This window comes from Brevundimonas sp., from assembly GCF_027487935.1.
In the GTDB taxonomy this organism is placed as follows: domain Bacteria; phylum Pseudomonadota; class Alphaproteobacteria; order Caulobacterales; family Caulobacteraceae; genus Brevundimonas.
On record NZ_JAIYCP010000009.1, the window covers coordinates 103010 to 118130 of the forward strand.

Here is a 15121-nt window from a genome sequence, read left to right on the forward strand (position 1 = left end):
GGTCAGCGAAATCCGGGAAATTCAGATGGGCGTTCACAATTTTGTAGTCAGCTGCGGCTAATGGACCTATAGTTACTTCTCAACTCATCTCCCCCGGAGTCCGTCTGATGAAAAAAACCATTGCCGCCATCACCGCCGGCCTCCTGCTCGTTGCGGGCCAGGCCGTCGCCCAGAACAACAGCGCGACCGTCCGCGTCGGTGACCGCGTCGGTGCCCAGGCCGGTGCCTCCAGCGAATTCGCCGGCATCCCGATCGCCGTGCTGCTCATCGGCGGCGCTGCCCTGATCGGCGTGATCGTTGTCGCCACCGACGACGACAGCGACAGCAACTAAGCTTTCCAGCCTCTCGGCTGAGAGAATCGCCCCCGTCGCACCAGCGGCGGGGGTTTTTCTTTGGCCCCGAACCGCGCGCCCGGACCTCGAATCAGCGCCCCTGACGCAACCGGGTGCGCATTCCCGTTTCCCGGTCTAGGCTCGTCCCGACCTGAGTCCGGGGAGGGACCCAATGACCGACAACGCCTCAGCCGCCGATCACACCGTCGATCGTGACGACCGGCTCGTCATCCTCGCCTCCTCGGTCGGGACGGTGATCGAATGGTACGACTTCTACCTCTACGGCTCACTGGCCGCGATCATCACCGTCCAGTTCTTCTCGGGGGTAAATGAGACGACCGGCTATATCTTTGCCCTGATGGCCTTCGCCGCCGGCTTTGCCGTGCGGCCGTTCGGGGCCATCTTCTTCGGCCGGCTGGGTGACCTTTGGGGGCGCAAGAATACCTTTCTGGTGACCATGCTGCTGATGGGGTTGTCGACCTTTGTGGTCGGCCTCCTGCCATCCTACGCCGCCATCGGCGTGGCGGCGCCGATCATCCTCATCGCCATGCGGCTGCTGCAGGGACTGGCGCTCGGCGGGGAGTATGGCGGGGCCGCCACCTATGTCGCCGAACACGCGCCGCCCGGAAAGCGAGGCCTCTACACCAGCTTCATCCAGATCACCGCGACCGCCGGCCTCCTGCTCAGCCTTGTGGTCATCCTCGGTGTACGGACGGTTGTCGGCGAGGACGCCTTCAAGGACTGGGGCTGGCGCATCCCCTTCCTCGTCTCGATCCTGCTGCTGGGCGTGTCGCTGTGGATCCGGCTCAGACTGGCCGAAAGCCCGGCTTTTGCCCGCATGAAGGCCGAGGGCAAGGGATCGAAAACGCCGCTCAAGGACAGTTTCGGCAAATGGCCGAACCTGAAACTGGTGCTTCTGGCCCTGGTCGGCCTGACGGCAGGTCAGGCGGTGGTCTGGTATACGGGCCAGTTCTATGCCCTGTTCTTTCTCGAAAAGACGCTCAAGGTCGACGGCCCCCTGGCCAATATCCTGATCGCCATCTCGCTCCTCCTGGCGACGCCCTTCTTCGTCTTCTGGGGCTGGCTGTCGGACAAGGTCGGCCGCAAGCCGATCATCCTGACCGGCTGCCTGCTGGCGGCCCTGACCTACTTTCCCCTCTTCCATGCCCTGACCGGCGCGGCCAATCCGCAACTGGCCGCAGCCACGGCCAGCGCCCCGGTCAGCGTCCATGCCGATCCTTCCGACTGCGCCTTCCAGTTCGACCCGGTCGGCAAGACCGTGTTCGACAGCTCCTGCGATCTGGCCAAGTCGTACCTGGCCAAGGCCGGTGTCACCTACGTCAATGTCGCCGCTCCGGCGGGATCGACGGCCGAGGTCCGTATCGGTGATGTCGTCGTCAACAGCTTCGATGGCGGCGATCTGTCCCGCCCCGACTTCGCCGCCCGCAAGACGGAATGGGAAGCCGGCCTCGGCACCGCCCTGGCCTCAGCCGGCTATCCCGCAAAGGCCGACAGCGCGCTCGTCAACAGGCCGCTGGTGGTCGCCATCCTGTTCGTACTGGTGATGTTTGTGACCATGGTCTACGGCCCGATCGCGGCGGCCCTGGTGGAGATGTTCCCGACCAACATCCGCTACACCTCGATGTCCCTGCCCTATCACATCGGCAACGGCTGGTTCGGCGGCTTCCTTCCGACCACAGCCTTCGCCATGGTCGCCGCGACCGGCAACATCTACTACGGCCTCTGGTATCCGGTCGTGGTGGCGCTCGTCACTGTGGTGGTCGGCTTCCTGTTCATCCGTGACCGGAAGGATGTGGACCTGCACGCCTGACAGGGCCCGGGCCGGCTACAGCAGGGAGGTGGCGTTGCGCTTCTCTTCACGCCGGGCATCCGCCTGGCTCTGGGACTGATCCATCTTGCGAACGGCCTCTGCCGTCTGTGCGTCGTCCGCCGGACTGCGCCCGGGCCGCAGCACATAGGTGGCCAGCAGGGCGATAACCAGGACCAGCAGAACGCCGGTCGCAATCCAGGGAAGCGAGGGATTGTCGTGCCTGGACTTGAAACGGTCGTTCGCCAATGTATCGGCTCCATACACCGGCACGGGTCCGGCGATGGGTTCTATCAGAGGGGCAAGGCAAACGCGATGTGCAGCCTCCCGCTTAGCGCCTAATCTTCCGGAACCAGAACCCGCCAGCCCGGTTCACCGCAGATCGAGTCCATCGCCATGACCGACCCCGCCGTCTACCCCGTCCCGTCCGAATGGGCGCAGCGCGCGTGGATGACGCGTGCGGGATATGACGCCGCCCGCACCGCAGCCCGCGAAACCCCCGATGCCTTCTGGGCCGAACAGGCGCGGCGGCTGGACTGGTTCACCCCGCCGACCGACATCAAGGACGTCTCCTTCGACAAGGCCGATTTCCGGATCCGCTGGTTCGGGGACGGGGTGCTCAATGTCGCGCACAACTGCCTCGACCGGCATCTCCAGACCCGCGGCGACGACACGGCCATCCTCTGGGAGGGCGACGAGCCGACGGTGTCCGGCGGCCTGACCTACCGCGAACTCCACGCCGAAGTCTGCCGCATGGCCAATGTCCTCAAGGGTCTCGGCGTGGTGAAGGGCGACCGGGTCACCCTGTATCTGCCGATGATCCCGGCCGCCGCTGTCGCCATGCTGGCCTGCGCCCGCATCGGCGCCGTCCACTCGGTCGTCTTCGGCGGCTTCTCCCCCGACAGTCTGGCGGGACGGATCGCGGACTGCGGCTCGAAGGTCGTCATCACCGCCGACGAGGGCCTGCGCGGCGGCAAGCGGGTGCCGCTCAAGGCCAATGTCGATGCGGCGCTGGAACGGCCGGGCACCGGCATCGTCGAGACCGTGCTGGTCATCGCCCACACGAACGCCGACGTCCCGATCATCGCGGGCCGGGATGTCCGCTACGGTGAGGCCAAACGCGGCGTCGGCGCCGACTGCCCCTGCGAGCCGATGAAGGCCGAGGACCCGCTGTTCATCCTCTACACCTCGGGCTCGACGGGAAAGCCCAAGGGGGTGCTGCACACCACGGGCGGCTATCTGTTCTGGGTGGCCTGGACGCATGAGCTGGTGTTCGACTACCGGCCGGGCGAGGTCTTCTGGTGCACCGCCGACGTCGGCTGGGTCACCGGGCACAGCTATTGCGTCTATGGCCCCCTGGCCAATGGCGCGACCACCCTGATGTTCGAGGGTGTGCCCAACTATCCCGACCACAGCCGTTTCTGGCAGGTGATCGACAAGCATCAGGTCGAAATCTTCTACACCGCCCCCACCGCGCTCAGGGCCCTGATGCGCGAGGGCGACGGGCCGGTGAAGGCGACCCGCCGCAAGTCGCTGCGCCTGCTGGGCAGTGTCGGCGAGCCGATCAATCCCGAGGCCTGGCGCTGGTATCACGAGGTCGTCGGCGAGGGCCGCTGCCCCATCGTCGACACCTGGTGGCAGACCGAGACCGGCGGGATTCTGGTCTCCCCCCTGCCCGGCGCCACCGACCTCAAGCCCGGCTCGGCGACCAGACCCCTGCCCGGCGTCGAGCTGCAGCTGGTCGATGCCGAGGGCGTCGTTCTGGAAGGCGCAGCCTCGGGCAATCTGGTCATCACCGACAGCTGGCCCGGCCAGATGCGCACCGTCTGGGGCGACCACCAGCGCTTCTTCGACACCTATTTCAGCGCCTATCCGGGCAAATATTTCACCGGCGACGGCTGCCGCCGCGACGCGGACGGTTATTACTGGATCACCGGCCGGGTCGACGACGTCATCAATGTCTCGGGCCACCGCATGGGCACGGCCGAGGTCGAGAGTGCCCTGGTCCTGCACGCAGACGTCGCCGAGGCGGCGGTCGTCGGCTACCCCCACGACATCAAGGGCCAGGGCATCTACGCCTATGTGACCCTGAACGCCGGCGTCGAGCCGCACGACGACCTGAAACGGGCGCTGGTCGCCCACGTCCGCAAGGAGATCGGCCCGATCGCCGCCCCGGACGTCATCCACTGGGCCCCGGGCCTGCCGAAGACCCGGTCTGGGAAGATCATGCGACGGATCCTGCGCAAGATCGCCGAGGGGGATGTCGGGGCGCTGGGGGATACGTCGACACTGGCGGATCCGGGGGTGGTGGAGGCGTTGGTGGGGGGGCGGGAAGACTGAGAATTTGGCCGGCCCATTCCTCAATGCCAGGGATCGAAGTCCGTCAGCCGGGGGATATCCCCGAAATCCTCCTGCAGAAGATGTAGACCATGAGGTCCGTGGACCGTCAGGGCATTGTCACCAGGGAGTTGCAACGACCACAGCAGATCGTCACCGTCAGGACGGGTCGGGCCAGGATCGAGATGGATAACGTCGAGATTTCCGGGGAGCACCTGCGGGTCTCCGGAATGGGAAGGCACCAGGAAGGCGTCGTGCAACGCCGGCAGCACCTTGGCCTGGAAAACGCCGTGCCGGTTCATCCCCTGCACGCCGTCGAGCCCGGCGATCGGGTCGTCGGCGACCGACGGATCTCCCTGACCGAAGGGCCCTCAAAGGCGTCTGTGTGGGTCGGCGGGAGGTCTGCCGCGTGAGGACTGACGAAGGCACCCGGACCGGATTGCGCCTGACCGCTCGACTCTCCCTCGTCAGTCGAGCCCGAAGGCTGGGCAGCGTTTGAGCCATAGGTGAGCACTGTCGTGGTGCCGTCGGACAGAAAGCGCAACGTTTCGACGCTGTTGACGAACGTTGAACCGTCACGGCCCGCGACGCTGTCGACCACGCGGTAGCCCGCCCCTTCAGCTGTCACAGTATACTGGCTCTTGCTCCCCCGGAAGTGAGCCTCGTCCTGACCGTTGCCTCCGTTCATAACGTCACTGCCCCCCAGGCCGTTGAGGACATCATCACCCGCTCCGCCGTCGAGCACATTGTTCCCGGCATTGCCGATCAATGTGTTGGGCAGGCTGTTGCCGGTCAGGTCGATGCTGCTGGTTCCCCCACTGTCGCGGGTCTGCAGGGTCTCGACATAGGTGCCCTCGGCCAGCACGAAATTGACGCTGGTCAGGACAGCGTCATTGCCCCCGGCTGCCGCCTCGACAACGCTGACGCCGAGGTTGTCGATGTAATAGCGGTCATCGCCCCCCAGGCCCGCCAGGACATCCGCGCCACCGCCACCGAAGATCATGTTGGCCCCGGCATTGCCGGTGATCTGGTTGGCCAGACTGTTGCCCGTCAGCGTGAGATTCAAGGTACCGGCCGCGTCGGCGGCCGCGACGGCCTCCACAAAAACCCCTTCCTGAAGCATGAAATCGACCGTCGTGAATACGGTATCGAAGCCCTCGCCATCCACCTCTGCGATCGAGTCAAACGTGTTGGTGATCCAGTAGGAGTCGTCTCCGCCCCGGCCGATCAGAACGTCCAGCCCGCCCCCTGACCGGATCTCGTTGCCGAGGTCGTTTCCGACCAGTTTCTGACCCAGGTTTGACATTCCCGTCAGGTTTTCAACATTGGCGGTCAGGGTATAGGTGGACAGTTCGGTCCGGACCTCGTCGATTCCGGCTCCCGTGAGCTCGACAACCATGTCGCCCCGGCCCACCAGATAGAGGTCGTCGCCAGCGCCCCCTTCGAATGTATCACGCCCGGTCCCACCGGCGATGGTATTCGCCGATGCATTGCCGAACAGGTGTTGGGCGCTGTTGGATGTGCCCCTCAGGATCTCGACGTTTTCGGTGAGTGTATAAGTGGCCAGCGCGGTACGCACCTCGTCCACACCCTCGCCCGGTGCCTCCACAACAATGTCGCCCGTTCCGACAGTATAGACGTCGTCGCCGCCCGCGCCCACGAAGGTATCCGCGCCGGCCCCTCCGGAGAGGTGATTGCCGAGGCTGTTGTCCGTCAGCGCCTGTCCCGAAACCGCAAGGCCGACCAGGTCCTCGACATTGTCCGCCAGCGCATAGCTCGCAAGATGGGTCCGGACCGTATCGTACCCACCATCGGCCAGTTCGACGACCCCGTCTGCGTCGCCGACGATATAGGTGTAATCGCCAAGACCGCCCGTGAACGTGTCCGCGCCCGCTCCGCCCTGGATCAGGTTGGCGGTATCGTTGCCGGTAAGGGACTGGCCGCCGGACGACGTCCCCGTGAGGCGTTCAACGCTTGCGCCCAGGGCATAGCTGGCGAGCGAGGTCTGAACCTCGTCGTCGCCTTCACCGGAGGCCTCAGCGACGTCGTCGAGCGCCGAGTCCACGATATAGACGTCGTTACCGCGGCCACCGCGCAGTATGTCCGCCCCCGCGTTGCCATCGAGAAGGTCGTCGCCATCGCCGCCAGTCAGCTCATTGGAGGCTGCGTCTCCGTGCAACTCGTCATCGCCCGAGGTGCCGATCAAGCCCTCGATGCCCGCAAGAGTCTGGCCCTCGCCACTGACAAGCGCCGTTCCCGCCGCCAGATCAGCGACAATGCCGCCAGCCATCCCACTGAAGTCGACGATGTCGCGCCCGGTACCGCCGTCGATGGCGTCAACGCCGAGCGACCCGAGGATGAGGTCGTCCCCTCCGGCGGATGTCAGCACATCGTCACCGTTCGCGCCGCCCATCGTATCGGCATCACCAGAGCCGACAATCGCCACCCGTCCGTCTGCAAAGGTCGTGACCTGCTGATTTGCGCTGATCACGAAACGCAGCATTCCCGTCGCCAGCGCGACCTCGGCGTTATAGACACCCCCGATCGGCAGGCCGACCACGAGGTCGTACTGCCCCTGGCTGAGGTAGCCGGAACCGCTGTCCACCACCCGGGCGAGGACCAGATCGCTTTGCTCGAGGGGCGTCAGTCTCAGCGACCGGCCGAACTGGTTATCCTCGCCGTTCTCACCGAGGACCCTGAAGGTGACGACATCCCCCTGGACGAACTGGTTCCAGAAGACATAGACGAAATCGTCCGCGTGCCCCACGATATTCAGCGCCCCATCGCCGTTCAGGTCGGCCAGCGCCATCGCCTCGAAGTCGGTGCTTCCTGCGGCGGCGATGTCGAGGCGCTCGAACACCCCTTCGTAACTCATGAAGATCGAGATCATCCCCGGTCCCCCGATGATGATGTCCTGCCAACCGTTCCCGTCGAGGTCGCCGACATTGCTGCCGTAGCCGCCGACGAACTGGGAGCCGGTCAGAACCCCCCTGTCGACAAAGGCACCGTCGACATTTTCGACCAGTTGCGGGCCGAGATGCTGGGGACGCAGGACGAGGTCGAAATCCCCGTCATTGTCAAAATCGACCAGGTTTGCGCCTTCGTCGAACAGGAAGGTCGACAGGGGCTGGGCGAGGAAATGGTCGCCCTGGTTGAGGAACAGGTGGCTGCCGACATAAAGGTCGATTCAGCCGTCAAAATTGACATCGGCACCCTGGGCACCCTCCACCCGATACCGGGCAGGCAGGTTGGAAAGGCCGACATTCTAGACCTCGGCGACGTTATCGCCCAGAACCCCGCCGCCTTCGTTGAGAAGAAGATAAGCGGAATCAACGCCCAAAAGGTGTGTGTAGACGGGGCTATAGATATCGACGAGCCCATCGTTGTTGAAGTCGGCGGCGACAATCGTCTCGCCGAACCCGATGATGTCCGGTCGTTCTTCCACCCGTGAGAAGCCGCCGGCACCGTCGCCGAACAGGATCAGGGTGAAGGAACCGGTCACGTTGGCATCTGAATAGACGTTCCAGACGACATCCAGATTGCCGTCGCCATCGAGATCCAGAACGCGGTTGTCACGGTTTATGCGCCCCTGATAGCCTGCAACGATGAGGTCCAGCGCGAGCGATGGCGCGATGTTGAACGTCCAGTCGCCCAGGTTCAAAAAGCCGAAGGGCTCAAGCAGTCCATCGTTGTTGAAGTCACCAATGGCGGGAAAGGCAGAGGATTCGCCGATCAGTTGTCCAGCGGAAAACGTCATCTTTTCACCTGAGCTTAACACCCCACCCTTGCTTACACCAAAGGACTCCGAATTCCGACATTGCTGTGCCGGAGCGGGGTCGGTCGGGTCATTTGGTTCGAGTCGGGATGTCAGGGACCGGAGCGACGCTGTTCCGCAAGCATCCTGGCCGCCGGACGGACCATGATTCGGCACCGACTATGAGGCGGTCCGGACCGTCCGGTTCTTATCTCGAAGGCGGATCATAAAGGGCGATGGTCCGCGCCACGACATGGTCGAGGGCGAATTCGGTCTCGACCAATCGTCGACCCGCCAGGCCATACTGCCTTCGCAGTGCACCGTCCTCGATCAGGCTCTGGAGGGCATCAGCCAGACGCTCGAACTCGCGCGCCGGGGCGAGCAGGCCGGTCTCGCCCGACACGACAATTTCCCGGCATCCGGGCACGTCCGTGGCGACGATCGCGCGACCGACGGCCGCGGCCTCGATCAGGGCCTTGGGAACGCCCTCTCGGTAGGACGGCAAACAGACGAGATTGCAGCCCGCCAGCACTGCGGTCATGTCGGACCGGAAACCCCAGGCCTCCACGCTACCCTGCGCGACGGCCTGGTCGATCTCCTCCTGGGAGACAGCGTCGGGATTGACGGGGTCGACAGAGCCGACCAGCGCAAACCGGGCCTTCACGCCACGCTGGCGCAGAAGCTGAGCCGCTGAGATGAACTCCCGAAGCCCCTTGGTCGCGATAAGCCGGGCCGGGAAGACGATGACCGGCACATCGGTATCAGGTTCCGGCGAGAGGGCGAACTCCGAAATGTCGACGCCGGACCCCGGGATCAGCACAGACTGGGCTGCCGGGGCGACGCCTCGCGACACGAAAAGCTTCATGTCGTCGCCGTTCTGGAAGATGGTCACCGTGTTCCGGTTCCACAACAGCGTCTTCAGGACCTGCTCGATACCGCCCCGGATCAGCCGGTTCTTGAACCCGTCGGAGATATAGGTAGCCCCGAGGCCGGTGACGGTCGTCACGGTCCGCGGCAAACGGCCGAAGAGCCGCGCCAGGGCTGTGACGAACATCCCTTTCAGGCCCGTGGCGTGCACCACGTCCGGCTTCGCGGTCCCGACGTGGCGGGCCAGGTTGAAGGCCGCCGTCATGTCCCCAAGCGGATCAATGCCTCGGCGTCCGCCGGACAGGAAGACCGGGGTCACCTGCTCGACCGTCAGCTGCGCCGTGAACCCCTCCATGTCCGGCGCGGCCAGCGCGACACGGTACCCCCGCCGCAAGGCTTCGCGGGCAACCCCGATGCGATGGTTGAAGAACGACGCCGTGCTGCTCGTCACGAAAAGCACGAGGGGTGAGGAGATCGGGGCCGAAGACTGCATGGGTAGAAAATCGCCAAATGACAGGGGGTCGTGGTCGAGGGGCGGGGCTCGGGTCGCGCTAACCTGCGCGGATCCGGTCGCCCTGGCCACGACCGCCGAGGGTCTGGAAAATCAGTCCGAAATACTGCGGCACGGACGGTCGCGCGGCCCAGATCGCATCTTCTTCGGCCAGGGCGACCGGCGTTGACATGTCCAGGCCCTGGACCTGGGCGGGTCCGGTCACCCCGGGGCGCACCTGGAAGACGCCCCGCGCGCGACGGGCTTCGATCAGTTCGACCTGGCTGGGCAGGCAGGGACGCGGGCCCACCAGGCTCATGTCCCCCCGGATCACGTTCCAGAGCTGCGGCAGCTCATCAAGCTTGAGATGGCGAAGCCGGCGGCCCAGCGGGGTCACCGCCGAGGCCTGCACCTCGTGCGTTCCGGCCACCGGCGTACCCATCGACATGGTGCGGAGTTTGAGGCAGGTGAATCGCCGCTCGTTCAGCCCCACCCGTTCCTGGCGGAACAGGGCCGGGCCGGGGCTGTCACGCCGCACAAGCAGCCCGACCACAACGACGACAGGCAGCAGCAGCAGGCCGCCGCCGAGGGCGGCGGCGAAGTCTACGCAACGTATTACTCCGGTATGAATCGTCTTCATGTCGCTTTCGGTCACGCTGAAGTAAGGGCGGGTGCGGGCCCGTGTACCACGCCGGGGCTAGCTCTGCTCAAGCCAGGCCTGCGCCATGAGAATCGGCCACAGCTGATGCTGGTTGTTTCTCACCCCCGACTGATGTTCGTCCCACAGACGGGTCACGCCGACCGGGTCGAAGATCCCGCCGTCCTCGAGGGACCGGGCGTCGAGCAGGGCGGCGGCCCAGGGCTTCAACGGCCCCCTCAGCCAGGCGCCGATCGGGACGCCGAAACCCATCTTGGGCCGCTCGATCAGGGCCTTGGGCACATGCCGGTAAAGCACCTGACGCAACGGCCATTTCGACACGCCGTCCCGGATCTTCATACCGGTGGGCAACGTCCAGGCGAACGCGAAGACGTCGGGATCGAGGAACGGCACCCGCGTCTCGAGCGACTGCGCCATGGCCGCGCGGTCGACCTTGGTCAGGACGTCGCCCGGCAGGTAGCCGACGGCGTCGAGGGCCATCATGGTCTCTGCGTCCGACAGGGCCTCATGGCCGGGTCGATCGCACAGGGACGGCAGGTCAATCGCGCTCCCGCCGCCGCCCCGCATCGCCCGCGCCGCCTCGGGGTTGGTGGAGATCAGGGTCTGGTAAAGATCATCCGTCGACCGGCTCGCGATCACCGCGGCGGCCTTGTGGATCTTGTCGCCCACATTGGATATCCGCGAGCCGAGCAACGGTCCGGCGGTGCGATCCCACCAGTCGGGCGAGAAGGCCGTCATGACCGGCCGGAGGCCGGCGCGCAGGGCCCGGGGAACCCGGGACAGGCGCGACCAGGCGCCTTGGGCGAAGGTGTGGCGATTGTAGCCCCCGAACACTTCGTCCCCGCCGTCGCCGGACAGCGACACCGTCACCGACTTCCGAGCCAGACCACTGACGATCCAGGTCGGGATCTGGGACGAGTCCGCGAACGGCTCGCTGAAGATGCGGGGCAGATCGGGGATCATGGCCAAGGCGTCCGCCGCCGTGACCAGCATCTCGGTATGATCTGTCTTCAGATGATCGGCTACGTCCCGTGCGTAGCCGGCCTCGTTATAGGCCTCATCCTCAAAGCCGATGGTGAAGGTCTGGACAGGGCGGCTCGAGCAGGCCTGCATCAGGGCGACGACCGTCGAGGAGTCGACGCCGCCCGACAGGAAGGCACCCAGGGGCACATCCGACACCATCTGCCGGCCGACGACCCGTTCCAGAATGGTCGCCAGCTGGTCGACCGCTTCCTCGGGCGAGCCCTGGAAGCGGTTGTTGGCCCCGTCGATGGCGACCGCCAGGGAGTCCCAGTAGGTCGTCTTCGATACGGCCTCGGTCCGCGGGTCGATCTGCAGGATCACCCCGGCCGGAACTTTGGATATACCAGCATAGACCGTGCGCGGATCGGGGACATAGAGGTAACGCGCCAACATGCCGATGGCGGCATGGTCGACCCGGCCCTCAAAGCTGGCGTGCTGACGCAGGGCGGTCAGCTCGGAGCCGAAGATCAAGGTGCGCGCGGCTCCCTGGCCCTGCCATCCGAAATAGAGCGGCTTCTCGCCCATACGGTCACGCGCCAGCGTCAGGGTGCGCGTCTGACGGTCCCACAAGGCCAGGGCGAACATGCCCCGGGTCCGCTTCAGCGCCTCTTCCAGCCCCCAGGCACAGATGGCGGCCAGCAGCACCTCGGTGTCGGACCGGCCCCGCCAGGGCGGTGCGAGGCCGGCCGTCTCGAGCGCCTCGCGGATGTCCGTGAAATTGTAGATCTCGCCGTTATAGACGGTGACGAACCGGCCATCGTGCGAGGCCATCGGCTGGTGGCCGGTGGGGGTCAGGTCGATAATGGCTAGGCGGCGGTGGCCGAGGGCGACGCCGGCCTCCCGGTCCAGCCAGGCGTCGCCGTCGTCGGGGCCTCGGTGCCGGATCGCATCGGTCATGCGACGGACCGTGTCCGCCGCCGTGTCATCAAGAGGCAGGGCGCTGACGAAGCCTGCGATTCCGCACATGTCCAGTTCCCTCGGGCGTCAAAGTAGGCGTCGGAACCCGCCGCGCCAGACCAGCGGGGTCAGGGCGAGCAGGAAGACGGCGGTGAATATCACACCTCCCCCGAGGAGGCGCAGAACCAGCGCCCAATCCTCGAGCAGCGGCAGCATGGCCCGCAGGGCGAGCCAGCCCGCGACGGCGGCGCCGAACAGGGCGACCAGCTCGATGGCCAGGGCTCGGGTGAACAGGCGCGGCTTCCAGATGAAGGTCACGGCGGCCTGGCCGAGCAGATAGACGGCGCCGGCGGCTGACGCCCCGAGCGCAATCCCGGCCGGGCCCATGAACTCGCCCAGCCAACGGCTGACGAAGAAATTGACCACCGAGGCCACGGCGCCGATCACCAGCGGAACCACCATCCGCTGGTGCGAGAAAAACAGGCGGTTGAAGATTTCGCGGACCGCGATGAACACGATCCCGAGTGCGAACAGGGCATAGGCGCTCGCCGTGGCGGCGATGTCATCGGCCGAGAGCGCGCCCCGGCCATAGACCAGGGAGACCACCTCCTCGCGCATCATGACCGATACCACGGTCGGCGGCAGGGTCGCCCCGACGATGAGCAATATGCCCAGCGCCAGGGTCCGGCCGGTGCGCGCGTCGTCCGCGGCGACCGCATCGACGGCCAGCCGCGGGAACAGAAAATAGGACACCAGCATCGAGAAGGTGGTGGCTAGGAACATGGCCAGCCGGCTGGCGTAGTTCAGGTGCGAAATCGCCCCGGGCCCCATACCCCCGGCCAGATAGATGCCGATGTAGATGTTGATCTGGTCGAGGAAGGTGCCAAGCATGACCGGCAGCGAGAGCAGGGCGAGGCGCGACACCGTATCCCGGGAGATCAGCGGCCGCAGCGTTGTCGAGTAGAGATGGCGCGTCTGCAGTCGCTGAATCGGCACCTGCAGAACCCAAGCCAACACCGCTGCAATGACCGCAATGCGAATGTCGTTGTATTGTGCGGCGACGATAATCCCGACGATCGCCAGAACGTTGTTCACGATCGGAACGGACAGCGGGGCTCGATAGAGGCCCGTTGCCTGTTGGATGGCGTTCTGGACACCCACGTAGCTCGAGAACGCAAATCCAAACGCCATGATGACAGTGAGGGAAGTCGCCGTCTCGACGGTCTCCGGACTGGCACCCGGAGCGCTCAACTGGACGATTGGACCCGCCGCGAGCACGCACAGGCTCGTCATCGCCAAGGCCAGTAACAGATAGATCTGAATCGACTGGTTCACAAAGTTGGCGGCAGACTCGTCCCCCTCCGCACGCTTTGCAACATAGAGGGGCAGGAACACCACATTGATGGTGACAAGCGCTGCCGCCCAAAGGACGCCGGGGATCGTATTGGCGATGAAGAAGGCGTCGGTTGCTGAACCAGCCCCGAAATATTTCGACATGACGACGTCACGCCCGAAGGCCAGCAACTTGCCCGCGACCGTGAGAATGACCGCGACGAGACCGAACTTCAGGCTCGACATGACGGGCCGTTGCGAGGAACCCCGCGAACCCACGATCAAGCGCGCTTCGTTCCGACCGCCTGCGCGGGCCGGTTATAGCGCCGGCGGTACATCAGATAGAGACCCACGGTCACAAAGAGCGTGAGCATACCCCCGGGGGTCTGCATCAGCTGGTTGTTGGCTGGCATCATGACGACGCCCAGCGTCAGTAGGCTGAACAACAGGATGGCGAAAGGGTTGGCGTACCTCGTGCTTTCAATCCAGCAGCGCGCATACACATAGGCAAAGAAGCCGAAAATCGGGATCGTGCCGAAGAATGTGAAGTCAGAGGCAAACCAGGCGAATACGGAATACCATCGGGACTCACCCCACCCGGATGTATATGCCGCGATATAGGGGTATGTGTATTCATAGGCGAACGGCAAACCGAACACGCGCTCACCGATGACAGACATCGGATACGCAGTGCCGAACATGAAGGACCATGTGAAAGGCGCCTCGAGGGCATATCCCAGTCCGACAAGACCATTTCCAATGTACATGCACAATATAGATAATGTAAATCCAAGTCCCGATCCAAATATCGTAAAAACTGGATGATTTGTATCGTAGCGAACGAGAGATATTTCACGCTGGTTGATATTCATCGCATCGATCCCAATCGCAGCGTATCTCTGGGTAAGAATGATGTTGAACATTGCAACACCAGCAATTCCGACCACCAGTATTATCAATATGGTACTGAAACTAAGAGGTTTACCTCTGATCACCGCGCGAAGTGCAAAAATGGCGCTCATATAGATTACGAGATCACCGATCGTCTTCTGTTGCCCCGCGCTGAGCATGAACACGACAGGTGCCCCGAAAACGATCAGACCAGTGGCTATTTTTTCAAAAAAGGACAGTTTATTGAAATAAAATAACCCCCAGATTGTAACTATAAAAGACGGTGCAGCAAATATTGTATAAAGAATGAATGATATGCTGTATTTACCTGAGTTTCGTTCGTAATTTGCGTACGTATCATTATACGCCTGACCAACTGAGTTGATATCAAGATTTACGTTTTCTGATGTAAAAAATGAAAACACCGTATAAAGAAGTCCAATGAAAGATATAGCCAAGGCGACTTGAAAAATCTTTCGGTCGAACATCATTCGGCTTACTTCAGACTGCCGCCGCGGCAGGACAAGAGGGCGACGGACTCCGATATAGTAACCAACACCCATCGCAATGGAGACTATGAAAAGATAAAACGAAACGAGAGGCCAGTTGTAGCTGGTGTAAACAACGGGACCAAAAATCGTGATCCCGAGCGTAGCAAACAGATAACCGATAGTAAAAATGAGCGGCGCGTACCGCATGTCGATTTTTGATC

Annotated in this window: 12 protein-coding genes; 3 read left to right on the forward strand and 9 right to left on the reverse strand. The window is 63.9% G+C overall.

Annotated elements, in window-relative coordinates; all coding sequences use genetic code 11:
* Positions 1-107 precede the first annotated feature (107 nt).
* Both Q0053_RS03805 and Q0053_RS03810 read left to right on the forward strand, forming a co-directional pair.
* Positions 108-332 (forward strand): hypothetical protein, encoded by a 225-nt coding sequence (locus Q0053_RS03805; protein WP_298096244.1) that lies wholly within the window; start codon positions 108-110, stop codon positions 330-332.
* Between the two features lie 172 nt (positions 333-504).
* Positions 505-2163: an MFS transporter gene (locus Q0053_RS03810; RefSeq protein ID WP_298096246.1), complete on the forward strand. Its 1659-nt coding sequence runs from the start codon at positions 505-507 to the stop codon at positions 2161-2163.
* Between the two features lie 15 nt (positions 2164-2178).
* Here Q0053_RS03810 and Q0053_RS03815 read toward each other — a convergent pair whose 3' ends face one another.
* A complete protein-coding gene (locus tag Q0053_RS03815; RefSeq protein ID WP_298096249.1) occupies positions 2179-2409 on the reverse strand; it encodes a hypothetical protein in 231 nt (76 codons plus the stop codon).
* A gap of 147 nt (positions 2410-2556) precedes the next feature.
* Between Q0053_RS03815 and acs the strand changes: the two genes are divergently transcribed.
* Positions 2557-4500, forward strand: a complete 1944-nt coding sequence (acs, locus tag Q0053_RS03820) for an acetate--CoA ligase (RefSeq protein WP_298096252.1) — start codon at positions 2557-2559, stop codon at positions 4498-4500.
* Between the two features lie 20 nt (positions 4501-4520).
* Here the strand turns inward: acs and Q0053_RS03825 are convergent, their stop codons facing one another.
* The 8 genes from Q0053_RS03825 to Q0053_RS03860 all read right to left on the reverse strand — a co-directional run bounded on the left by Q0053_RS03825 (position 4521) and on the right by Q0053_RS03860 (position 15107).
* Positions 4521-4799, reverse strand: a complete 279-nt coding sequence (locus tag Q0053_RS03825) for a hypothetical protein (protein WP_298096255.1) — start codon at positions 4797-4799, stop codon at positions 4521-4523.
* Positions 4796-7684 carry an FG-GAP-like repeat-containing protein gene (locus Q0053_RS03830; protein WP_367276675.1) on the reverse strand — a complete coding sequence of 963 codons (2889 nt, stop codon included), beginning with the start codon at positions 7682-7684 and terminating at the stop codon, positions 4796-4798. The genes Q0053_RS03825 and Q0053_RS03830 overlap by 4 nt, the downstream gene beginning before the upstream one ends.
* Positions 7685-7762: 78 nt before the next feature.
* Positions 7763-8254 (reverse strand): VCBS repeat-containing protein, encoded by a 492-nt coding sequence (locus Q0053_RS03835; protein WP_298096260.1) that lies wholly within the window; start codon positions 8252-8254, stop codon positions 7763-7765.
* 205 nt (positions 8255-8459) lie between these two features.
* Positions 8460-9611 (reverse strand): glycosyltransferase family 4 protein, encoded by a 1152-nt coding sequence (locus tag Q0053_RS03840; RefSeq protein WP_298096263.1) that lies wholly within the window; start codon positions 9609-9611, stop codon positions 8460-8462.
* Positions 9612-9669: 58 nt separating this feature from the next.
* Positions 9670-10248, reverse strand: a complete 579-nt coding sequence (locus Q0053_RS03845; protein ID WP_298096266.1) for a sugar transferase — start codon at positions 10246-10248, stop codon at positions 9670-9672.
* Positions 10249-10305: 57 nt separating this feature from the next.
* The gene (asnB, locus tag Q0053_RS03850; RefSeq protein ID WP_298096269.1) at positions 10306-12255 is read right to left on the reverse strand and encodes an asparagine synthase (glutamine-hydrolyzing); all 1950 of its coding nucleotides are present in this window, start codon (positions 12253-12255) and stop codon (positions 10306-10308) included.
* An 18-nt stretch (positions 12256-12273) separates the two neighbouring features.
* Complete coding sequence (murJ, locus tag Q0053_RS03855) at positions 12274-13764, reverse strand: murein biosynthesis integral membrane protein MurJ (protein WP_298096272.1); 1491 nt, start codon at positions 13762-13764, stop codon at positions 12274-12276.
* A gap of 35 nt (positions 13765-13799) precedes the next feature.
* On the reverse strand, positions 13800-15107 hold the full coding sequence (locus Q0053_RS03860) for a hypothetical protein (protein WP_298096274.1): 1308 nt from the start codon (positions 15105-15107) through the stop codon (positions 13800-13802).
* Positions 15108-15121: the final 14 nt, after the last annotated feature.

Coding starts and splice junctions, on each gene's coding strand:
- Q0053_RS03805 (WP_298096244.1), top strand. CDS start 108: ATGAAAAAAACCATTGCCGCCATCACCGCCGGCCTCCTGCTCGTTGCG.
- Q0053_RS03810 (WP_298096246.1), top strand. CDS start 505: ATGACCGACAACGCCTCAGCCGCCGATCACACCGTCGATCGTGACGAC.
- acs (WP_298096252.1), top strand. CDS start 2,557: ATGACCGACCCCGCCGTCTACCCCGTCCCGTCCGAATGGGCGCAGCGC.
- Q0053_RS03825 (WP_298096255.1), bottom strand. CDS start 4,799: ATGAACCGGCACGGCGTTTTCCAGGCCAAGGTGCTGCCGGCGTTGCAC.
- Q0053_RS03835 (WP_298096260.1), bottom strand. CDS start 8,254: ATGACGTTTTCCGCTGGACAACTGATCGGCGAATCCTCTGCCTTTCCC.
- Q0053_RS03840 (WP_298096263.1), bottom strand. CDS start 9,611: ATGCAGTCTTCGGCCCCGATCTCCTCACCCCTCGTGCTTTTCGTGACG.
- Q0053_RS03845 (WP_298096266.1), bottom strand. CDS start 10,248: ATGAAGACGATTCATACCGGAGTAATACGTTGCGTAGACTTCGCCGCC.
- asnB (WP_298096269.1), bottom strand. CDS start 12,255: ATGTGCGGAATCGCAGGCTTCGTCAGCGCCCTGCCTCTTGATGACACG.
- murJ (WP_298096272.1), bottom strand. CDS start 13,764: ATGTCGAGCCTGAAGTTCGGTCTCGTCGCGGTCATTCTCACGGTCGCG.
- Q0053_RS03860 (WP_298096274.1), bottom strand. CDS start 15,107: ATGCGGTACGCGCCGCTCATTTTTACTATCGGTTATCTGTTTGCTACG.